The 21,085-nt window shown below is 73.6% G+C and carries 18 protein-coding genes and 1 tRNA gene; 8 read left to right on the forward strand and 11 right to left on the reverse strand.

Going from position 1 to position 21,085, the window contains the following annotated elements; all coding sequences use genetic code 11:
- Positions 1-72: 72 nt before the first annotated feature.
- Positions 73-155, reverse strand: a tRNA-Leu gene (locus J7523_RS16135).
- Between the two features lie 158 nt (positions 156-313).
- On the opposite strand from J7523_RS16135, the gene J7523_RS16140 reads away from it, so the two are divergent.
- On the forward strand, positions 314-1,534 hold the full coding sequence (locus J7523_RS16140; RefSeq protein WP_291888851.1) for an AI-2E family transporter: 1,221 nt from the start codon (positions 314-316) through the stop codon (positions 1,532-1,534).
- A gap of 3 nt (positions 1,535-1,537) precedes the next feature.
- Here J7523_RS16140 and J7523_RS16145 read toward each other — a convergent pair whose 3' ends face one another.
- From J7523_RS16145 to J7523_RS16155, 3 genes are read right to left on the reverse strand one after another with little or no spacing between them, the layout of a single operon-like run.
- Entirely contained in the window at positions 1,538-5,314 is a 3,777-nt protein-coding gene (locus tag J7523_RS16145; RefSeq protein WP_291888854.1) for an error-prone DNA polymerase, read from the reverse strand.
- Complete coding sequence (locus J7523_RS16150) at positions 5,307-7,022, reverse strand: DNA polymerase Y family protein (protein WP_291888856.1); 1,716 nt, start codon at positions 7,020-7,022, stop codon at positions 5,307-5,309. Before J7523_RS16150 ends, J7523_RS16145 begins: the two co-directional genes overlap by 8 nt.
- The gene (locus J7523_RS16155) at positions 7,019-7,978 is read right to left on the reverse strand and encodes a hypothetical protein (RefSeq protein WP_291888859.1); all 960 of its coding nucleotides are present in this window, start codon (positions 7,976-7,978) and stop codon (positions 7,019-7,021) included. The genes J7523_RS16150 and J7523_RS16155 overlap by 4 nt, the downstream gene beginning before the upstream one ends.
- A gap of 260 nt (positions 7,979-8,238) precedes the next feature.
- Here J7523_RS16155 and J7523_RS16160 point away from each other — a divergent pair, with 260 nt between their 5' ends.
- The 7 genes from J7523_RS16160 to J7523_RS16190 all read left to right on the forward strand — a co-directional run bounded on the left by J7523_RS16160 (position 8,239) and on the right by J7523_RS16190 (position 12,137).
- On the forward strand, positions 8,239-8,916 hold the full coding sequence (locus J7523_RS16160; RefSeq protein ID WP_291888861.1) for a Pr6Pr family membrane protein: 678 nt from the start codon (positions 8,239-8,241) through the stop codon (positions 8,914-8,916).
- 7 nt (positions 8,917-8,923) lie between these two features.
- On the forward strand, positions 8,924-9,469 hold the full coding sequence (locus J7523_RS16165) for a YbhB/YbcL family Raf kinase inhibitor-like protein (RefSeq protein ID WP_291888864.1): 546 nt from the start codon (positions 8,924-8,926) through the stop codon (positions 9,467-9,469).
- Between the two features lie 73 nt (positions 9,470-9,542).
- A complete protein-coding gene (locus tag J7523_RS16170; RefSeq protein WP_291888866.1) occupies positions 9,543-9,944 on the forward strand; it encodes a hypothetical protein in 402 nt (133 codons plus the stop codon).
- Positions 9,941-10,537, forward strand: a complete 597-nt coding sequence (locus J7523_RS16175) for a YbaK/EbsC family protein (protein WP_291888869.1) — start codon at positions 9,941-9,943, stop codon at positions 10,535-10,537. Before J7523_RS16170 ends, J7523_RS16175 begins: the two co-directional genes overlap by 4 nt.
- A 27-nt stretch (positions 10,538-10,564) precedes the next feature.
- The gene (locus J7523_RS16180) at positions 10,565-11,197 is read left to right on the forward strand and encodes a 4'-phosphopantetheinyl transferase superfamily protein (protein WP_291888950.1); all 633 of its coding nucleotides are present in this window, start codon (positions 10,565-10,567) and stop codon (positions 11,195-11,197) included.
- On the forward strand, positions 11,194-11,694 hold the full coding sequence (locus tag J7523_RS16185) for a GNAT family N-acetyltransferase (RefSeq protein ID WP_291888871.1): 501 nt from the start codon (positions 11,194-11,196) through the stop codon (positions 11,692-11,694). Before J7523_RS16180 ends, J7523_RS16185 begins: the two co-directional genes overlap by 4 nt.
- Before the next feature lie 116 nt (positions 11,695-11,810).
- Positions 11,811-12,137 (forward strand): hypothetical protein, encoded by a 327-nt coding sequence (locus J7523_RS16190; RefSeq protein WP_291888874.1) that lies wholly within the window; start codon positions 11,811-11,813, stop codon positions 12,135-12,137.
- Between the two features lie 9 nt (positions 12,138-12,146).
- Here J7523_RS16190 and J7523_RS16195 read toward each other — a convergent pair whose 3' ends face one another.
- The 7 genes from J7523_RS16195 to J7523_RS16225 form a co-directional block, all read right to left on the reverse strand.
- Positions 12,147-12,995, reverse strand: a complete 849-nt coding sequence (locus J7523_RS16195; protein ID WP_291888877.1) for an RNA methyltransferase — start codon at positions 12,993-12,995, stop codon at positions 12,147-12,149.
- Positions 12,996-13,020: 25 nt separating this feature from the next.
- The gene (gene lgt, locus J7523_RS16200; RefSeq protein ID WP_291888880.1) at positions 13,021-13,872 is read right to left on the reverse strand and encodes a prolipoprotein diacylglyceryl transferase; all 852 of its coding nucleotides are present in this window, start codon (positions 13,870-13,872) and stop codon (positions 13,021-13,023) included.
- A 6-nt stretch (positions 13,873-13,878) separates the two neighbouring features.
- Positions 13,879-15,138 carry an endo-1,4-beta-xylanase gene (locus tag J7523_RS16205; RefSeq protein WP_291888883.1) on the reverse strand — a complete coding sequence of 420 codons (1,260 nt, stop codon included), beginning with the start codon at positions 15,136-15,138 and terminating at the stop codon, positions 13,879-13,881.
- 53 nt (positions 15,139-15,191) lie between these two features.
- Complete coding sequence (locus tag J7523_RS16210) at positions 15,192-16,502, reverse strand: MFS transporter (RefSeq protein WP_291888885.1); 1,311 nt, start codon at positions 16,500-16,502, stop codon at positions 15,192-15,194.
- Positions 16,503-16,574: 72 nt separating this feature from the next.
- On the reverse strand, positions 16,575-18,569 hold the full coding sequence (locus J7523_RS16215) for an ABC transporter ATP-binding protein (RefSeq protein ID WP_291888888.1): 1,995 nt from the start codon (positions 18,567-18,569) through the stop codon (positions 16,575-16,577).
- Positions 18,566-20,302 carry an ABC transporter ATP-binding protein gene (locus J7523_RS16220; RefSeq protein ID WP_291888891.1) on the reverse strand — a complete coding sequence of 579 codons (1,737 nt, stop codon included), beginning with the start codon at positions 20,300-20,302 and terminating at the stop codon, positions 18,566-18,568. Before J7523_RS16220 ends, J7523_RS16215 begins: the two co-directional genes overlap by 4 nt.
- The gene (locus J7523_RS16225; protein WP_291888893.1) at positions 20,302-21,015 is read right to left on the reverse strand and encodes a TetR/AcrR family transcriptional regulator; all 714 of its coding nucleotides are present in this window, start codon (positions 21,013-21,015) and stop codon (positions 20,302-20,304) included. Before J7523_RS16225 ends, J7523_RS16220 begins: the two co-directional genes overlap by 1 nt.
- Positions 21,016-21,085 lie beyond the last annotated feature (70 nt).

Here is a 21,085-nt window from a genome sequence, read left to right on the forward strand (position 1 = left end):
GAGCTGCCCGGCGGACACACGAACGGCCCCGAGCCGAAGCTCGGGGCCGTTCGTGCTCGCTGTCTCAACGAGTGTCCGGAGGGGGACTTGAACCCCCACGCCCTTTCGGGCACTAGCACCTCAAGCTAGCGCGTCTGCCATTCCGCCACCCGGACGGGTGGGACCGTCGGAAGCCCGTGGGCTCCCTCAGGTGCGGCATGAAAGATAGCACGGTGCGGCGCGCAGGCATGCATCGGCCCAGCGGTGCAGACTGGCGGCTACGGCACCCCGGAGGCCACCGGCTGCCACCACCTCACGCACAGCCGGGAGCCCAATGTCCGACCTGAGCAGCATCTCCGCCAGCCGGCCGCCCGCGGGCCGGAAGGTGGCGGGTGCTCGCCGGAACCCGAACGCGTACGGGATCGAGCACACGGCTCCGCGGTGGCTGCGGAACATGGCGGGCGTCTCGTGGCGGCTGCTCGTCGTGGTCGCCGCCGTCGGGCTGATCTTCTACGCGACGTCGCGGGTGCAGCTGCTGTTCATCGCGGTGTTCCTCGCGTTCGTGTTCACGGCGGTGCTGCGGCCGTTCGTCGAGGTGCTGTCGCGCTTCATGTGGCGCGGGCTGGCCACGGCGTTGTCGATCCTCGGCGGGATCCTGTTCTTCGTCGGGCTGCTCACCTACGTGGCGTACTCGATCGCGAACCAGTGGAAGGACCTCACCGAGCAGTTCAGCGACGGCATCGGTCAGATCACCGACTTCCTGGAGAACGGTCCGCTGCCGTTCAAGATCACGAACGAGCAGATCGCCGAGTGGATCAGCACGGCGCAGCAGTGGGTACAGGACCACGCGGGTGACCTCGCCGGTCAGGCGGCCGCCGGGGCGGGGTCGGTCGTCGAGATCTTCACGGCGCTGGCGCTGGCGATCTTCTGCACGATCTTCTTCCTCGCGCGCGGCCGCGAGATGTGGACGTGGTTTCTCAACCAGCTGCCCGTCCGGGCACGCGAGACGTGGAAGACCGCGGGCGGGGCGGGCTGGTACACGTTCTCGGGCTACACGCGCGGCACGGTGATCATCGCGGTCACGGACGGCATGCTCGCGTTCATCCTGCTGACGGTCCTGCAGGTGCCCCTGTCCGCACCGCTCGCGGTGCTCGTCATGATCGGTGCGTTCATCCCGCTGGTCGGTGCGCCGGCGGCGATGATCATCGCGATGATCGTGGCGCTGGCCGCGAACGGGCTGCTGTCCGCGGCGCTCGTCGGTCTCGGCATCGCGCTCATCGGCCAGCTCGAGGGGCACGTGCTGCAGCCGTTCGTCATGGGCAAGCAGGTGTCGTTGCACCCCGTGGTCGTCGCGCTCGCCGTGACGTGCGGGACGCTGACCGCCGGGATCCTCGGCGCGATCATCGCCGTGCCGCTGGTCGCGGTGGTGTGGGCGATCTTCTCCCGGCTGCGGACGCTGGAGCCGCCGATGGAGGAGGACGAGGCGGACGACGACGTCGAACCCGTCGACGACACCGAGAAGATCGACGACAAGGCCTCCGTCAAGGAGCCCTGAGGGTCACTGGAAGTCGCGCGACGAGCTCCGCACCCGCAACGACATCGGGACCAGGTGCTCCGCGACGAGGTTCGTCGCGCCGTCCTGCCGCTCCAGCCGGCCCCGCACGACGAGCGCCTTCGACGTGCGTGCGACCCGCCGGAACCGCTGCCACAGGCCCGCCGAGCAGACGATGTTGAGCAGCCCCGTCTCGTCCTCCAGTGACAGGAACGTCACCCCGCCCGCGGTCCCTGGCCGCTGCCGGTGCGTCACGACCCCGGCGACGGCCACCCGGCGGCCGATCTCGTGGCGGTACGCCTCCTCGACGCGCAGCACCCCTGCGGCGTCGAGGCCCTCCCGGACGAACTGCGTCGGGTAGGAGTCGACGGACACGCCAGTCGCCCACACGTCAGCCGTCGCGACCTCGACGTCGCTCAGCCCCGGCAGCATCGGCGCCGCGACCCCCACCGAGACGCCGTGCAGCGTGTCCGGTCCCTCCTGCGCGAGCGCCCCGGCCGCCCACAGAGCCTCCCGGCGCGTGACGCCGAGGCAGTCGAGCGCCCCGGCGGTGGCGAGCGCCTCGAGCTGACCGGTGGTCAGCTGCACCCGGCGCACCAGGTCCCGCAGGTCCGCGAACGGGCCGCGCTCCCGGCGCTCGTCGACCAGGCGCTGCGCGACGTCCTCCCCCACCGACCGCACCGAGGCCAGCCCCAGCCGCACCGCGAGCGACCGGCGGACGTCGGACGCGACCGACGTCCGCACACCCGCCGCCGGCGCCCGGCCCGTGCCGCTGGGTGACGGGACCAGCAGCGGCTCGCCACCCTCGGGCGTCGGTCCGGTGCGCTCCACGCACGCCTGCACGTCGGACACCTGCACGTCGGGACGCAGCACCTCGACGCCGTGCCGGCGGGCGTCCGCCGACAGGCTCTGCGGCGAGTAGAAGCCCATGGGCTGCGCCGCGAGCAGCCCCGCGTAGAACGCGGCCGGGTGGTACACCTTCAGCCAGGCGCTCGCGTACACGAGGAAGGCGAACGAGTACGCGTGCGACTCCGGGAAGCCGAAGTCGGCGAACGCCTTGAGCTTGTCGAAGATCTGCAGACCGACGTCGCGGCTGATGTCGTGCTTCGCCATCCCCGACAGCAGCCGCTCCTTGAGCGCCTCCATCCGTTCCGTCGACCGCTTCGAGCCCATCGCCCGGCGCAGCTGGTCGGCCTCCGCCGGGGTGAAGTCCGCGACGTCGATCGCCATCTGCATGAGCTGCTCCTGGAACAGCGGCACGCCCTTGGTCTTCGCGAGCGACTTCTCCAGCAGCGGGTGCAGGTAGCTCACAGGCTGCCGGCCGTGCGCACGCTCGATGTACGGGTGCACCGAGCCGCCCTGGATGGGCCCGGGGCGGATGAGCGCGACCTCGATGACGATGTCGTAGAACGTGCGCGGCTGCAGGCGCGGCAGGGTGCCCATCTGCGCGCGGGACTCCACCTGGAACACCCCGACGGTGTCCGCGGCGCTCAGCAGGTCGTAGACCTTGGGGTCCTCGTCGGGCAGGTCGTGCAGGTCGAGCTTGCGGCCCTCGTGCTGCTCGATGGACGTGAACGCGATCCGCAGCGCGGTGAGCATGCCGAGGCCCAGCAGGTCGAACTTCACCAGCCCCGCGTCGGCGCAGTCCTCCTTGTCCCACTGCAGCACCGTGCGACCCGGCATCCGCGCCCACTCGACGGGGCACACCTCGATGACCGGGCGGTCGCACATCACCATGCCGCCCGAGTGGATGCCCAGGTGACGCGGCAGGCGCAGGAACCGGTCGGCCAGGTCGATGACGTGCGCGGGGATCTCGTCGAGGTCGCTCGCCGCCGGGGGCAGGAGCGCAGGGACGACGTCGTGCCCGTCGGCCGTCGCCAGGCCCGGCACCTCGGTGCCCTTGGGGGCGCGCAGCACGGTGCGCTCCGCCGGCCTCGGGGCCAGCGGCGCCGGGGGCGGCTCCCACGTGTGACCCCACATCGACGCCCGGTTGCGCGTGCGCTCCTGCCGCGGCGTGGTGATCGAGGTCGGCGGCGCCGTCACCGGACCGACATGCCCGGCGTGCGGGCGGGACCGTCGTCCGCCGTAGCCCAGGGTCGGGGTCCACGTCGCCTCGCTCGCGCCATGCGCCGGGTCGGGTTCTGGGGGCGCCGCCGCCTGCGTCACCGCGGGCGACGGGCGCAGGCTCCCCCAGCGTTCGATGGACGACGCCCACGCGTCCTGCTGCCCGGCGTCGTAGCCCAGCGCTCGTGCGGCGTCCCGCACGGCCGACCGCGGCCGGTAGGAGATGACGTTCGCGACCTGAGCGGCGTGCGTCCGGCCGTGCTTCGCGTAGACGTACTGGATGACCTCCTCGCGGCGCGCGGACTCGATGTCGACGTCGATGTCCGGCGGCCCGTCCCGCTCGGGGGCGAGGAACCGCTCGAACAGCAGCCCGTGCTTGACGGCGTCGACCGCGGTGACGCGCAGCGCGTAGCAGACGGCCGAGTTGGCGGCCGACCCGCGGCCCTGCGCGAGGATCCCGTTGTCCCGGCAGAACTTCACGAGGTCGTAGACGACGAGGAAGTACCCGGGGAACCCGAGGTCCTCGATCACGGTGAGCTCGTGCGCGAGCTGCCGGTACGCCCCGGGCACACGTTCGTCCTCCGGCGGCCCGTACAGCTCGAGCGCCCCCTGACGGACGAGCTCGCGCAGCCAGGTGGCCTCGGTGTGCCCGGGGGGCACCGGGTACGGGGGCAGCTCGGGGGCGACGAGCGACAGGTCGAACGCGCACTCGGCCGCCAGGTCCGCCGCCGTGGTCACTGTCGACGGGTACCGGCGGTGCAGCGCGAGCATCTCGGCGGCCGACCGCAGGTGCGCCATCGGGCCGCCGGGCAGCCAGCCGTCGAGGTCGTCGAGCGACGAGCGCGCCCGCACCGCCGCGAGCGCGGCCCCCAGGTCGGCGTCGCGCGGGGTCGCGTAGTGCACGTTGCCGGTCGCGACGAGCGGCAGGCCGGCGTCGGTGGCGAGCCGGGCGAGCGCGTCGGCCCGCTCCGAGTCGTACGCGTCGCCGGTCGCGGTGACCTCGACCGCGACGTTGTCACGCCCGAACAGCGCGACGAGCCGGTCGAGCTCGGTCCGGGCCGCGTCGAGCCCGCCGGGTGCGACCCCGGCGACGCTCGACGGGTCCCCTCCGGCGAGCGCCCGCCGCACCGCGCCCTTGCGGCAGCCGGTGAGGACGAGCCACTGCCCGTTCGCGTTCGCAGCGAGCTCGTCGAGCCGGTAGTCGGCCGCCCCCTTCTCCCCCGTGCGCAGGTGCGCCTCGGCGATCGACCGGGACAGCGCCCGGTACCCGTCCGGCCCGCGAGCCAGCACCAGCAGGTGGGACGCACGCGCGTCGGGGATGCCCGTCGGCAGGTCCAGGACGGGCAGGCCCGGCGTGGCGCGCGTGCGCTCGTTCGGGTGGCGACGGCCGTCCGGTGCAGGCAGGTGGAGCTCCGCGCCGAACACCGTGGGCATGCCGACGGCCTTGGCGGCCTGGCTGAACCGGACGATGCCGTAGAGCCCGTCGTGGTCGGTGACCGCGAGCGCGGTCAGGCCCAGGCGTGCGGCCTCGGCGGCGAGCTCCTCGGGCTGGCTGGCGCCGTCGAGGAAGCTGAACGCGGAGTGCGCGTGCAGCTCGGCGTAGCGGGGCCGCCCGTGCGACGAGCCCGTGGCCCGGTCGGTGGCCCGGTCGGTGGCCCGGTCGGTGGCCCGGTCGGTGGCACGGTCGGTGGCACGGTCGGCAGCCGGACGGTCAGTCATAGGTCGCCTCGCACGTCCACCCCTGGGCGCCGCAGGCGAGGAGCAGCGCACGCCCGTCGTCGAGCATCACCTGCACGTGAGCCCGCAGCACCGTGCCGTTGCCCGCCTCCGCGGTCCACCACCGCGCGCCGAGCAGCCACGGCCCGGCCCACCCGACGACCGTCCCGACCTCCCGCTCGCCGTCGGCCGGCGACCAGCGCACGGTCGCCGGCTCTCCCTGCAGCCCGGTGCGGGCGTCGATCCGGACGGGCGCACCGAGGGCGTCCCGGACGTCGGCCTGCCGGGGCGGGCTGAGCACGGTCGCGGGTGCAGGTTCGGGCAGCCGTCCAGGCCAGGGGCGGTCCAGCGGGCGTGGCGGTTCGGTCTGCTCGCCCCACGGGCGCAGGTGCACCTGTTCGTGCACGTCGCGACCGCCCTGCAGCGTCGCGGTGAGGATGCCGGCGCCCCCGACGATGCCCTGCACGCGGTCGAGGGCGCGGTGCGCGCGCAGGTCGCCCCCCGACGGGCCACCCCACAGGCGTCCCTGCTCGGCACCGGCAGCCGCGACGTCGAGCGCGGTGACGACGAGCCGGACGAGCGTGACGGCGTGCGTGTCGTCGTCCTGCCACGGGTCCGTCACGGGGAGGTCGTCGTGCGCCCACGGGTCCTGCGAGCGGGGCCGCCGCCGCCGGGTGGCCGAGTCGTCGCGCGCACGGGCGCGGGCGGTCTCGACGGCCGTGGTGGACAGCCAGCTCTCGAGCTGCCAGCGGATCCGGTCGGTGATGCGGGCGGGGGTCAGGCCGCCCCAGCCGCCGAGGTCGGTGCGCCACGTCCGCACCAGGTCGGTGCCCTCGTCGGTGCGCGCGGCGATCTGCAGGCGGCCGCACGTCACGGACTGCCGGACGAGCAGCTCGTGCAGCTCCTCGGCGAGGCGGCGGCCCGCGAACGTGGCGGTGTCGACGCGGTCGACGGGCGGGTCGAGCTCGGTGCCGACCTCGAGGTCGGGCTCGGGCCGACGACGGGCGGGCGGTCGCTCGTCGTCCCCGCGCGCGAGCGTCTGCGCCCACGTGCCGAGCCGGCCGAAGCGGGCGTGCACGTCGGCCGGAGGCAGCGCGGCGAGCTGGCCGAGGGTGCGCAGGCCGAGCCGGTGCAGCAGGTCGACGAGCTCGGCGACCTGCGCGGCCACCTCGTCCGTGACGGCGGCGTGCACGAGCTCGGTGACGCCGAGCGGCGCGAGGAACGCGGGCGACGACCCGGGCGGCACCACGGCACCCGTGCGCGCGGCGAGGACGGCCGCGAGCAGCCCGTCGGCGGTCCCGACCGCGCACTCGTGCCCCGACCCGGCGGCGACGGCGTCGACCAGCCGCTCGGCCAGGCCGTCCTCCGACCCGTGGTACCGGCTGGCCCCGCCCGCGGGGAGCAGCAGCAGCCCGGCGCGGACCACCTCGATGCCGGCCACGACCGTCTCGGCGGCGGCCGCGACGGGCTCGAACAGCCGCACGTCCCGCGCGTCGTCGGCCGCGAGCAGGACGAGCTCGGGGCAGCAGCCCTGCGCCTGTCGCCGGCGCATGCCGCGCCGGACCCCCTCCGCGCGGGCGAGGGCGGAGACGGCGGTGACCCGCTGCCCGTCGTGCACCGCGGCGGGCAGGTGCGCGGGCACGTCCTCGGCGGTGACCGCGGCGACGACCGGCCAGTCGGGCACCCACAGCACGGTGGTGCGCGTGCTCATCCGACGAGCCTCAGCCCTGGGGCCTGCGTCGACGGCGTGTCGGCGTCGGCCCGCCCGACCGCCACGAGGTCGTCCGCCGCCCCGAGCGGCAGCGTGAGGTCGGTCGACACGGGCGGCGCCGAGCTTCCCCGGCCCGACCGCGTGACCCGCAGCTCGTGCGTGCGCAGCCGCCCGTCCCCCGCCCCCGCACCGGTCCAGCGGCCGGCCTCGACCGTGAGGACCGTCGAGGCGCCCGGCCACTCGACGGTCGACAGCAGCACCGCGCCGCGGTCCCGGGCCCGGGCGGACAGCCGACGGCGGTCCGCGTCCGTCAACGCCGCCTCGGGTCCGACGACCACCACGTCCATGCCGTCGACGAGCGCCGCCACGACCGTGGGGGCGTCGGCACCGGGACGCGGGACGACCGCGAGCCGGTCGAGCGCGACCCCGGCCTGTGCGGCCGCGAGCAGCCCGACGGTCGGCTGACCCACCACGGCCGCCCAGGACCCGCCGGCGCACGCGTGCGCGAGCACGGTCAGCACGAGCGACGTGGACCCGAGCACCGCGGTGGTGGCGCCGCGCCGCAGGCCGTCGGGCAGCAGCGGCAGCAGCGGCGGCGGGACGGGCATGGCCGGACGTTCGGTGGTGATGAGGCTCGTGGGCCGGGCGGTCGGTGCGTCCTCGTCCGGGAGCGGCTCGACGAGCGCGAGGACGGGGTGCTCGTCCTCCGCGGTGGGGCCCTCCGCGACCGGACCGGCAGCCGGCTCGACGGCGGGACGAGCAGCGGGCTCGATCGCGGGACGGGCACCGGCGGCGACCGCAGGACGGGCAGCGGCGGCGACCGCGGAAGTGGCGACCGGCGCGTCTCCCCCGGTCCCCACCCGGGTGCTGCGTGCCCCGGTGCGCAGCTCGGCCCGGGCCAGCACGGCACGCGCGAGAGCCGTGCGGTCCTCGCGGGACAGCGTGCTCGTCGACATGTCGGCCTCCTCCCGGTCCTCACCTGCGACAACGCTCTGACCTGCGGATTCACCACGATCCGGCACGATGATCGAACGTTTGTTCGAGTATCTCAGTGAACGCTGACACTCCCGCCGCTGTCAATCCGGCGGACGCCGCTCACCCGGTCAGCGGCACGCCGCTCGGCCCCACCGGGCCGCGACCTGCACTACCGTCGGTCCACGCCCGGCAGCGTCGCCGGGCACGGCCGTGGTGGGTGCACCACGAAGGAAGGACACGCATGACCGTCGTCGTGGGTCTCTACCGGCTCGCGCTGGCCGCGATCACGCTCGTCGCCCTGTTCTGGAAGCCCAGCACGGGGCTCCACCTCACCGTCGAGGACTACGTCTACTTCACCAACCAGTCGAACCTGCTCATGGCACTCGTGATGCTCTGGGGTGCGGCGACGGCGTTCACGCGACGCCCCGACCCGCCGTCGTGGCTGTTCGGCGCGGTGACGCTGTTCCTGCTCATCACCGGACTGGTGTCGTACTTCATCCTCGACCCGTCGCCTCCCGGCGAGGAGATCGTCGCGCTCGGCCTGACGAAGGCGGAGATCGTGCACCGCCTCACGCCGATCGCCACGACGCTGCACTTCGTGCTGATGGTCCCCCACCGCCGGCTGCGGGTCCGCGACGCGGCCTGGTGGCTGCTGTACCCGGTGGCGTACTGCGCGTTCACGACGGTGCGCGGCGTGGTGAGCCCGAGCAGCGACTACCCGTACGGGTTCATCGACGTGTCCGAGCTCGGCTACGGCGGCCTCCTGCTCAACGTGCTGATCTACGGCGTCGGCTTCTTCGTGCTCGGGCTCGTCGTCGTGGGCGTCGACCGACTGCTGCCCGCACGCGCTCTGCTGGGGCGTCGGGACGAGGAGGCGCCCGTGGCCTCGCCGAGCGACGTCCCGGAGCCCGCGCGATGATGTCGCGATGACCGCCTCCCTCACGCGACCGGTGGCTCCCGACCCCTACTCCCTGCTCCCGGCGGTTCCCTCGTTCGACCTGCGCAGCGACGACGTCCAGCAGGGCGAACGAGTGCCCGACGTGCACACGAACACCTCGGCCGGGCGCAACGTCTCGCCGCACCTGGCGTGGTCGGGCTTCCCGCCCGAGACGCGCTCGTTCCTGGTCACGTGCTTCGACCCGGACGCACCAGGGCCGGCCGGCTGGTGGCACTGGACGCTCGTCGACGTGCCCGCGTCCACGACCGAGCTGGCGCAGGGCGTCGGCACGCCGGACGGCGCGCGGCTGCCGCACGGGGCGTTCCAGCTCAAGGGGGACGACGGCGTCGCCGCCTATCGGGGGGCCGCGCCGCCGCCCGGCGACCAGGTGCACCGGTACTTCTTCGTGGTGAGCGCGCTCGACGTGCCGTCGCTGGGCCTCGACCGGGACACCCTGCCCGGCAAGGCCAGCACCGCGGCGGTCTTCCACACGCTCGCACGCGCGGTCCTGGTCGGCACCTACCAGACGTCGTGAGGTCGCCGGCGCGTGACGGACGTCGCGCCGCGCCCTCCCCACGGCGCGGACCGCGGTGTGCACAATGACGCCCATGCAGTTCTCCGGAGGCCTCCCCAACCACGCACGCCTGGCCGAGGACGTCGCTGCGCTCGAGTCCCTGGCCGAGTGGCTGGCGCACGTGCAGCTCGACAGCAAGACCGACCAGGAGCTCCTCGAGCGGGGCACGTTCGCGCTGGACCGCATCGCGTTCTCGTCGGGCGTGCTGATGCGCAGGCTGGCCGAGCTGAGCGAGGAGCGCGGCGCGGTGCTCGACGACGAGAACCGTGCGGTCGTGGCCCTGGCGCGCGAGCGCGGCCTGCTCGCGGCGCTGCACCAGCTCGTCGACGAGGCGGACGAGCGGCACGGCCACCGGCGCGGGCTCGTGCGGACCGCGGACCTGCGGCTGATCCTTCCGGCCGTCGACCAGTCCCGCCGGCCCACGGACGACGCGTGACTGCCGAGCCCGGCCCCACGACGTTCCTCGTCGGCGGCGCGCTCACCTGGGCGCCGGCCCTCGACCACCCGGACCTCCTCGCACCGAGCACGCTCGCGTTCCTGCGCCGCTGGGCGCAGACCGAGCCGGCCGCGGCCGAGCGGGTGCTCGTCACCGAGATCGACCCCGGCCTGGCCGACACCGCCGCCCTCACCGAGGCGTACGGGCTCCCGGCCGCGGCATCCGCGAACTGCGTGCTGGTCGCGGGTCGCCGCGAGGGTGACGAGCGCATCGCCGCCGCCGTCGTCCGGGCGACGACCCGGGCGGACGTGAACAACGCGGTCAAGCGGCTGCTCGACGTGCGCAAGGCGTCGTTCCTGCCGATGGACCGCGCGACCGCCGAGTCGGGCATGGAGTACGGCGGCATCACCCCCCTCGGACTGCCCGACACGTACCGCGTGCTGGTCGACGCCCGCGTGACGGTAGACGACCCCGACGCGGGCGGTGACGTCGTCATCGGCAGCGGCGTGCGACGCTCGAAGATCGCCCTTCCGGGGGCCCTGCTGGGCCGGGCGCCGGGTGTCGAGGTCGTCGACGGGCTCGCGCTGGCCTGAGGCCCGGCTGCCAGACTGGGCGACGTGATGCGATCCGTGCTCCCGGCAGGGGTCGAGGTCGTGGAGCACGTCGGACCCGCCCACGTCGCGCCACTGTTCCCCGACGAGGCCGTCGCGGTCGCCGGCGCCGTCCCCGCCCGCCGCGAGGAGTACGCGGCCGTCCGGGCCTGCGCCCGCGCGGCGTTGGGTCGCCTTGGCCTGCCGCCGGTGTCGGTCCCGTCCGCTCCGGACCGGGCGCCGATCTGGCCGCCGGGCATCGTCGGGTGCATGACGCACTGCGAGGGCTATCGCGCCGCCGCCGTCGCGCGCGCCGACGACTGGGCCGGCGTCGGGATCGACGCCGAGACCCTCGCCCCGCTGCCCGACGGGGTCGGCCCGCTCGTCATGAGCGACGGGGAACGGGCCGCGCTCGCCGACGTCGACCCGGCCACCTGTCCGGACCGCGTGCTGTTCTCGGCGAAGGAGTCCGTCTACAAGCTCTGGTACCCGCTGGTGCGCTGCTGGCTCGGCTTCGAGGAGGTCGAGGTGCGCCTCGGCAGCGGCACGTTCGTCGCCCGGGTCGGGCCCGACGGGCTCGGGGTCCACGAAGTGCACGGGCGGTGGGCGGTGCACAACGGGTTCGTGGTCACCGCCGTCACGCTCGGACGGGACCTCGGATGACCGTCGTCGTGCGCGTGCCCGTGCTGCAGGACGTGCCCGAGCTCGCTCGCGTCCACGTCCTGTCGTGGCGCGAGACGTACCGCGGCCTCATGCGCGACGAGGTCCTCGACGACCCGGGTCTGGTGACCTGGCGCGAGCGGTTCTGGACGGCGGCGCTCGCCGATGACCGCTACCGCGCCAACACCACCGCGGTGGCCGAACGGGACGGCGAGGTGGTGGGGCTGGCCATGGCCGGACCGCCGCTCGACGACGACGCCACGTGGGACCGGCAGCTCTACGTGCTGTACGTGTGCGCCGCGGCGCACGGGTCCGGCGCAGGCGCCGCGCTGCTGGGTGCGGTGCTCGACCCCGGCGTCCCCGCGGCCCTGTGGGTCGCGGACCCGAACCCGCGCGCGCAGGCGTTCTACCGGAAGCAGGGCTTCGCGCCCGACGGCGCGAGCCAGGTCGACGACGGCGTGCCCGAGATCCGGATGGTGCGCCGGCACCCGACGCCCTGAGCCGCACGGCCGGGAGATCGCCCGCTCGCGGTCTTCTGCGGGCGGAACCACCCCCGTAACGTGGACATTCCGGACATCGCGCTCGCGGTGCCCGTCGTCTCGTCCAGGGGGTCCTCATGTCACGTCTGCGCCGTCCGCTCGCCACCGCCGGCCTCGCCGCCACGCTGGTGCTGGGCTCCGCCGGGGCGGCCCTCGCCTGCCCGCCCGACCCGCGCTCCGACCCGACCACGTGGGAGTACGGCGGCGTCTACGACTGCTCGAGGACGACGGTCCGGCACGGCCAGCGCACGTACACCAAGCCGTCCGCGGTCGCGTTCGTCGTCATCAGGACGGGGTCGACGTACTTCGTCAGCGACCTCGGCGACGCCAACGAGGGCGACCGCACCTACACGTTCGACAAGCCGATCCGCCTCGTCATCACGTGCCTGTTCACGGACGCCTGACGCCCGGGCTCACTCACGGACCCGCGTCGCCCAGAACGCCACCGCCGCGGCGGCCGCGACGTTGAGCGAGTCGACCCCGCCGGCCATCGGGATGCGGACCACGAGGTCCGACCCGGCGACCGTCACCGGCTTGAGCCCGTGCCCCTCGGCGCCGAGCACCATCGCGAGCCGCTCGGGCGGGTCCGCGACGAGCGCGTCGAGGGTGATGGAGTCGTCGGACAGCGCGAGCGCGGCGGTGACGAAGCCGGCGTCACGCAGCTCGGAGATCCCGTCCGGCCACGGGTCGATGCGCGTCCACGGCACCTGGAACACGGTCCCCATCGACACCCGCACGGACCGCCGGTACAGCGGATCGGCGCACCGCGGCGTCACGAGCACGGCGTCGACGCCGAGTGCGGCCGCGGACCGGAAGGCGGCCCCGACGTTGGTGTGGTCGACGATGTCCTCGAGCACCGCGACCCGCCGCGCCCCGGCTCCTCCGCGCGCGCGGCGCAGCACGGACTCGACCGAGGGCAGCGCGGGGCGGTGCATGGCCGCGAGCGCACCGCGGTGCACGTGGAACCCGGTGATGGCCTCGAGCACGGGCTCCTCGGCGACGTACACGGGCACGGCGACGTCGTCGTCCGGCAGTGACGCGAGCATGCGTTCGAGGTCGGGCACCCAGCGCGGCGCGAGCAGCACGGATCGGGGGCGGTGGCCGGCGGCGAGCGCGCGGCCCAGCACCGTCGAGCTCTCCGCGATGTACAGGCCCTTGGCGGGCTCGTGCCTGGACCGCAGGGCGACGTCGGTCAGGGAGACGTAGTCGGCGAGCCGCTCGTCGGAAGGGTCGGTGACGGGCTGCAGGTCGAGACGTGGCACCGGCCTATCCTCGCAGGCGACACCATCAGCTCGACCGGGCCTCCACGCGGGCGTCGTCCCGCTGCAGCGTCGTCTCCCGCCCGGGGTGCCGCCGCCCGACGACGACGAACGCGACGAGCGCACCGGTCAGCACCACGAGCGAGGTCCACACGTTGAGCCGGACCCCGAGCAGGTGGTGCGCGGGGTCCACGCGGAGCAGCTCGATCCACAGCCGCCCGCTCGTGTAGACGACGACGGCCAACCAGAACGCACGCCCGTGCCCGAGCCGGAACTGCCGGTCGGCCCACACGACGAGCGCGGCACCGCCGAGCGTCCACACCATCTCGTAGACGAACGTCGGGTGGAACAGCGTCCCGGACGCGACCCCGGGCGGTAGGTGCGCGTCGTCGATCCGCAGCCCCCACGGCAGCGTGGTCGGACCGCCGTAGACCTCCTGGTTGAACCAGTTCCCCAGACGACCGAGGGCCTGCGCGACGAGCCACGCAGGCGCGGCGGCGTCGGCGAACGGCGGCAGCCGGACGCCCGCCCGTCGGGCGCCGATCCAGGCCCCGAGGGCGCCGAGCGTGATCGCGCCCCAGATCCCGAGCCCGCCCTCCCACACCGCGAACGCGCGCCACGGGTGGCCGCCGGGCCCGAAGTACTCGTCGGGCGACGTGACCAGGTGGTACAGCCGCGCGCCGACGATCCCGAACGGCACGGCCCAGAACACGATGTCGAGCACCGTGTCCGGGTCGCCGCCGCGGGCCTGCCAGCGGCGCCGCGCGATCCAGACGGCGACGACGATGCCGACGAGGATCGAGATCGCGTACCCGCGCACGGGCACGGGACCGAGGTGCCACACGCCCTGCGACGGGCTGGGGATCGCCGCGATGACCACGACGGGTCAGGCTAGCCGGGCGGACACCGTCCCCGCACCGGCCGTCGTCAGCGCGAACGTCGCCGACCGGTCCCCGGCAGTCACCGCGTAGTCGCCGAGGAACCCGCTGACCGGCACGCGACCGTCGGCGTCCGTGACGAGCGTCGTCGGTGCGAGCCACCAGTCCTCGCGCACGAGCTTGCGCAGCGCGTGGTAGGCGGGCTTGGGCGTCCCGTCGGGCCGGATCAGACCCGCGGGTGCGTTGAGCCACGCACCCGTGTCGGGCAGACCCCAGTACGTCGACCCGTGCACCGACGGGTGCGACATCAGGGTGCGGTAGTGCCGGACGATCTCGTCGGCCTGCCGCTCCTCCCCCTCGGGCGTCGACGGCCAGGAGTCGACCTGGTGGTCGTTGAGGTCCTCGATCTCCGGGGGCATGAGCTCGCCGGACAGCAGCGTCGACTCCGTGAAGTGGATCGGCAGCCCGAAGCGGGAGAACCGCTCGAGGATGCGTAACGTCTTCTCCTCGCCCCAGTACCCCTGGTGCATGTGGCTCTGCAGACCGAGCACGTCGACCTGGATGCCGGCCTCGATGACGCCCTCGATGAGGCACTCGTACGCGGTCGACATGTCGAAGTCGTTGAGCAGCAGCGTCGCACCCGGGTTGGTCTCGCGTGCCGACTCGAACGCGAGCTTGATCATGTCGAGGCGTCCGCGCTCCCACGCGAGCCGCGTGATCCCGTTGTCCTCCTTGTCGAAGACGGGCATGATCACGACCTCGTTGATCGCGTCCCACGTGTCGATGAGGCCGGCGAAGTCGCGGACGTCGCGGTGGATGCGGTCGCGCTGCGCCTGCTCGATCTCGTCGACGGACAGCTCGAGGAGCCACTGCGGCTGCACGGTGTGCCAGACGAGCGGGTGCCCCTTGAGGCGCACGCCCCGGTCGGCGAACCACTGCGCGGTCCGTAGGAGGCCGGCGGTGCGGGGCTTGCCGCGCTCGGGCTCGAACCGTCCCCAGTAGAACGGCAGCGTCGCGGCGTCGAACAGGTCGAGCCACTGGTCGGCGAGCTGCTCGGTGGCGGCGTCCGACGCGCCGTTCGCGTGGCCGATGAGCTCGAACCCGGTGCACCCGAACAGGAACGCGTGCCGACGCTGCTCGACGACGACGGGCGTGTCGGCGAGCGGCCGCCCGTCGGGCCCGAGCACGGTCAGGGTGACGTCCGCGACGCGGTGCTGCAGGGTCGGGTCGGCCGCGCCCAGAGGGGCGTGGTCCAGGTGGTGGTGCATGCCGTGCTCCTCCAGGTGTGGTCGACGCCTCACCTTGCCAGACGTGGAAACCGTTATCGAACCGCGTCCGGCACCGGGGTGGTCTCCGCCGCCCCCGCAGCGAGCAGCCGACGCTGCGCCCGCCCGCCCACGGATGCAGCGGCGGCGCCGAGCAGCGCGACGACCGGGACCACCACGAACGCCTGGTGGGCGCCGACGGCGTCGGCCAGCGCCCCGAGCGCGAACGGCGCGACGCCGACCGCGACGCTCCCCGCGAAGGTCGCACGGCCCTGCGCCCGGTCGCCGGAGCCCGAGGCGGTGGCGAGCAGGAGCGAGATCGACAGCGGGTACTGCGCTCCGTAGCCGAGGCCGGCGACGACCAGCCCCGCGATCGCGACACCCGGCGACGTGGCGGTCCACAGCACCGCCCAGCCGACGATCGAGACGAGGAACGACCCCGCGAGCAGCAGCGCGGGTGACACCCGGAGCGACACCGGCCCGACGACGAACCGGATCGCCGCCATGCCGAGCACGAGGCCGGCCGTCGTGGCCGCCGCGATCCCGGCACCGGCGCCCGTCTGCTCGCGCACGAGGTCGGTGGACCAGTAGGTCGTGGCGAACTCCAGCGAGACGCCCGCGACGAGCGACGCGAGGAAGCACCAGGCGGGGATCCGCGCCAGGCGCCGCGACCGCTCGGCGGCATCGTCGACGACCTGGGCGTCGAGGGACACGCCGTCGGGCGGCGTCGCGGCGGGCAGGTCGACGACGACCGCCTCCTCGGACGCCCGCCGTCGGTCGCGCGGCGGCGTCATCGCCCCGCCGACGGGCAGCCGGGAGTAGAGCAGGGCGCTCGCCACGGCGAGCACAGCCGTCACCGCGACCGCGGGCCGCCACCCCCAGCCGAGCGCGACGGTCGCACCGACCGCGAGCGGACCGACCAGCCCGACGCTCGCGCCGACCCCGTTCGCCTCGGTCACGGCAGCGGACGCGGCGGGTCCGTGGTGCACGACCAGCCCGGGCTGGGCGGACGCGATCGCGACGTTGCCGCCGAGGGACAAGAACAGCATCGCGGTCAGGCTCCACGCGAGGCCGGGGGCCGCGAGGATCGCGACGATGCCGGCCGCGACGAGCAGGCACGACGACACGAGCGCGGACCGTCGGCCCCGGGTCCGCACGAGCCAGGGAGCGACGAACGCGGCGGCGATCCCGCCGACCGCCATGGCCGTCCCGTGCAGGCCCGCCTGCGCGCTGCTGATGCCGAGGTCGTCGGCGAGCAGCGGCACGCTCGGGTTGAAGCTGTAGAGCAGCCAGCCCCACACGATGAAGCTGCCGTACAGGGTGACCGTGAACCGGTCACGTCGCAGGCGCGGGGTGGGTGGTGCCATGCGCGCAGACTACGTGCCGTCCGGCGCCGTCCCGAGGCCCGAGGTCCCGGGGTGGCGCCGGACGGGTGAACGTCACTCGACGGGCGACACCGCCGCCGCGAACTGGCTCGCGTACAGCCGCGCGTACGCGCCCTCGGCGGCGAGGAGCTCGTCGTGCGAACCCTGCTCGACGATCGCGCCGTGCTCCATCACGAGGATCACGTCGGCGTCCCGGATGGTCGACAGCCGGTGCGCGATGACGAACGACGTCCGCCCGGCCCGCAGCGCGTTCATGGCCTGCTGGACGAGCACCTCGGTGCGGGTGTCGACCGAGGACGTCGCCTCGTCGAGGATGAGGATCGACGGGTCGGCCAGGAACGCGCGCGCGATGGTGAGCAGCTGCTTCTCCCCCGCCGACACGTTCGAGCCCTCGTCGTCGACCACCGTGCCGTAGCCGTCGGTGAGCGTGCGCACGAACCGGTCGACGTGCGTCGCCTCGGCCGCCGCGACGATCTCCTCGTGCGTGGCGCCGTCGACGCCGTACGCGATGTTCTCCGCGAGCGTGCCGCCGAACAGCCACGTGTCCTGCAGCACCATGCCCATCTGCGAGCGCAGCGCGTGCCGGGTCATGTCGCGCGTGTCGACGCCGTCGAGCGTGATCCGCCCGGAGTCCACCTCGTAGAACCGCATGAGGAGGTTGACGAGCGTCGTCTTGCCCGCGCCCGTCGGCCCGACGATCGCGATCGTCTGCCCGGGCTCGGCCACCAGCGACAGGTCCTCGATGAGCGGCTTGTCCGGCGAGTAGCTGAACGCCACGTTCTCGAACGCGACCCGCCCCCGCACGGGCTGGTCGGGCGTGACCGGCTCGGCCGGGTCCGGGTCCTGCTCGGGCGCGTCGAGCAGCGCAAACACCCGCTCGGCGGACGCGACGCCGGACTGCAGCAGGTTCGCCATCGACGCGATCTGGTTGATCGGCTGGCTGAACTGCCGCGAGTACTGGATGAACGCCTGCACGTCACCGAGCGACATCGTGCCGGACGCGACCCAGAGGCCGCCGACGACGGCGACGATCAGGTAGTTGACGTTCGACACGAACCCGAGCGCCGGCTGGATCGTCCCGGAGATGAACTGCGCCTTGAAGCTCGACTGGTACAGCTTCTCGTTGCGCTCGGCGAACACCTCGGCGGCCTCCTGCTGCCGGCCGAAGACGGTGACGAGCGAGTGCCCCGTGTACATCTCCTCGATGTGCGCGTTGAGCTGACCGGTCTGCGCCCACTGGTCGATGAACTGCGGCCGCGACCGCTTCGCGATCATGGCGGCGATCCACACCGACAGCGGCACCGTGACGAGCGCGATGAGCGCGAGGAGCGGCGAGATCCAGAACATCATCGCGAGCACGCCGACGACGGTGAGCACCGACGTGATGAGCTGCGACAGCGTCTGCTGGAGCGACTGGGCGACGTTGTCGATGTCGTTCGTGACCTTGCTCAGCAGCTCGCCGCGCGGCTGGCCGTCGACGTAGCTGAGCGGCAGCCGCGACAGCTTGGCCTCGACCTTCTCGCGCAGCGTGTAGACGGTCCGCTGGACGACGCCCGCGGTGAGCCGGCCCTGGATCCAGCCGAACAGGAACGCCCCGAGGTACACGAGGAGCACGACGAGCAGGATGGTGCGCAGCTGGTCGAAGTCGATGCCCTGGCCGGGCACCACGTTCATGCCCTGGAGCATGTCGGCCTGCTGGTCCTGTCCCTGCGCCCGCAGTCCGGCGACGGCCTGCTCCTTCGTGATGCCCGCGGGCAGCAGCCGCCCGGCGACGCCGTCGAAGATCACGTTGGTCGCGTTGCCCAGCAGCTTGGGCCCGATCACGGACAGGGTCACCGACGCCACGGCGAGCACGACGACGCCCACGAGGACGAGCCGCTCGGAGCGCAGCTCGCGCAGGAACCGGGCACCGGAGCCGCGGAAGTCCATGGACTTCTCGGTGGGCATGCCCGCCGCACCCATCCAGGCCGCGGGGCCGCCGCGAGGACCGGGTCGGCCGCCGGTGCCGGGGCGGGGTGCCACCGGGGCGGCGGGACGCTGGCCGCTCATGCTGCCTCCTCCGCGCTGACCTGCGAGTACACGATCTCGCGGTACGTCTCCGACGACTCCAGCAGCTCGCGGTGCGTACCGACGCCCACGACGGCGCCGTCCTCGAGCACGACGATCTTGTCGGCGTGCCGGATCGTCGCGACGCGCTGCGCGACCACGAGCACCGTCGCGTCGCGGGTCTCCGGGACGAGCGCCGCCCGCAGGGCCGCGTCGGTCGCGTAGTCGAGCGCCGAGAACGAGTCGTCGAACAGGTAGATGTGCGGTCGTCGGACGAGCGCTCTCGCGATCGCGAGCCGTTGCCGTTGGCCGCCGGACACGTTGGTGCCGCCCTGCGTGATCGGCGCGTCGAGCCCGCCGTCCAGCTCCTCGACGAACGACCGTGCCTGCGCGACCTCCAACGCGTGCCAGAGCTCGTCGTCGGACGCGCCCGGCCGGCCGTACTCGAGGTTCGAGCGTACGGTCCCGGCGAACAGGTACGGCTTCTGCGGCACGATCCCGACCTGCGACCACAGGTCCTCGGGATCGAGGTCCCGCACGTCGACGCCGTCGACGAGCACCGCACCCTCCGTGACGTCGAACAGGCGCGGCACGAGGTTGAGCAGCGACGTCTTCCCGGATCCCGTGGACCCGATGATCGCGGTCGTCTTGCCGGGCTCCGCGACGAGGTCGACGGAGTGCAGCACGGCCTCCTCGGCCCCCGGGTAGCGGAACTCGACGCCGCGCAGCTCCAGCAGGCCCGGCCGCACGCGCCGCAGCGGCTGCGCCTCGACGGGCGGGAGGACGGACGTGTCCGTCGTGAGCACCTCGCCGATGCGCTCGGCGGACACGACGGCGCGCGGCACCATCACGAACATCATCGTCGACATCATCACCGCGAAGAGGATGTAGGCGATGTAGCTGAGGAACGCCGTGAGTGCCCCGATCTGCATCGAGCCGTCGTCGATGAGCCGCGCGCCGAACCACAGCACGAGCACGCTCGTCACGTTGAGCACGAGCATGACGACGGGAAACATCAGCGCCATCAGCTGTCCGGTCTTGAGCGAGGCGTCGTACAGGTCGCGGTTGGCGGTCGCGAACCGCGCCGACTCGCGCTGCTCCCGGACGAACGCCCGCACGACCCGGATGCCCGCGATCTGCTCGCGCAGCACCCGGTTGATCGCGTCGATGCGCTTCTGCATGGACCGGAAGTAGGGCACCATCCGCGACACGATGAGGCCGATGACGACGGCCAGCACCGGCACGGCGAACAGCAGCGTCGCCGAGAGCTGGGCGTTCTCCCGCAGCGCCATCACGACGCCGCCGACCAGCATGATCGGCGCCATGATCATGAAGGTGAACGTCATGAGCGTCACCATCTGCACCTGCTGCACGTCGTTCGTCGTGCGCGTGATGAGCGTGGGTGCGCCGAACTTGCCGACCTCCTGCGCCGAGAACGTCTGGACGTGCCCGAACAGCCGCGCGCGGACGTCACGGCCGAACGCCATGGCGGCCTTGGCGCCGAAGTAGACGGCGACGATCGCGCACACCACCTGGACGAGGCTCACGGCGAGCATCACGCCGCCGAGCCGCATGATCTCGCCGGTGTCACCGGTGACGACGCCGTCGTCGATGATGCGCGCGTTGAGGCTGGGGAGGTACAGCGTCGCCATCGTCTGCACGAGCTGCAGGACGACGACCGCGGTCACGGCGCCGCGGTACGGGCGCAGGTGCTCGCGGAGCAGCCGGAGGAGCATCAGGAGGTCCTCTCGAGAACGGGTGCGGACGGGGGTGCGGTGCGGTCGCGGACGGGGCCGGGAGCCAGGACGCCGTGCAGGAGGAGGTCGACGAGGTCGGCGGGGTCGTGCGCGGGGGGCGGGACGCCGCGGCGCATCGCCTGGCCAGACTGCATCGCGCTGCCGAGGACCACCACGTCGAACAGCTCGGCCACGCGCTCGACGGGGATGCGGAACGACGGGGCGTCCGCCCGCAGCATGTCGATGACGGCCGCCTTGACGGCCGCGGCGCCGGCCTCCTGGTTCGCCATCCACTCCTGCCGCCCGCGCTCGGCCTCCGCCTCGGCCCGCTCGGGCATGGCGCGGGTGACCTCGTGCATCAGGGCGAACCACCGGACCATCGAGCCCACACGGTCGAAGCCGATGGCGACGAGGGTCAGCAGCCGGTCGCGCAGCGGCAACGAGCGGTCGATGGCCTCGATGTCCGGCAAGGCCGACGCGGGGTCGAGCGCGGCGAACACGGCGGCCCGCATGAGGGTGGCCTTGTCGTCGAAGACGCGGAACAGCGTCCCCTCGGCGACACCGGCTGCCTCGGCCAGCTCGCGGGTGGTGGCGGAGATGCCACGTTCGAGGATCACGGGCCCGACGGCCCGGAGGATCGACCGGCGACGCTCCTCGGGCGGGAGCGGAGAGGCCCGGCCCGCTCGGGGTGACTCCTGCACGGCGACGTTCATGCGGCGAACGTAACTGAGTGAGCACTCACTCCGCCACGGAAAACGGCGACGCCCCCGTTCGCTCTGGGTG

It is taken from the genome of Cellulomonas sp. (assembly GCF_017744555.1).
Taxonomy (GTDB): Bacteria; Actinomycetota; Actinomycetes; order Actinomycetales; family Cellulomonadaceae; genus Cellulomonas.